The organism is Alkalihalophilus lindianensis (assembly GCF_032843265.1).
Taxonomy (GTDB): Bacteria; Bacillota; Bacilli; order Bacillales; family Bacillaceae_D; genus Alkalihalophilus; species Alkalihalophilus lindianensis.
In genome coordinates, this window is the sequence record NZ_JAWJBA010001100.1 from 1 (window position 1) to 233 (window position 233).

Here is a 233-nt window from a genome sequence, read left to right on the forward strand (position 1 = left end):
TATGGGTGTCCCCATTGTAGTACACCTTGTGATATGGACAGCCATTCTGACAGAACCGCCTGCCGCGGCTGGCGTTTCTGTCAGAATGGCTGTCCATATCACAAGGTGTACTACAATTGGAACACCCATAAGGCGGAGAAATGTAATTTTTGTTATCCGCGGACGGAAGCCGGCCTTCCAACGATTTGCTCGGAAACCTGTGTGGGCCGCATTCGCTATATTGGAGTTGTTTT

Annotated in this window: 1 protein-coding gene; it reads left to right on the plus strand. The window is 49.8% G+C overall.

Going from position 1 to position 233, the window contains the following annotated elements; all coding sequences use genetic code 11:
• A partial coding sequence (locus tag RYX56_RS25495; RefSeq protein ID WP_317124536.1) for a 4Fe-4S dicluster domain-containing protein occupies positions 1 to 233 on the plus strand: 233 nt, incomplete at both ends.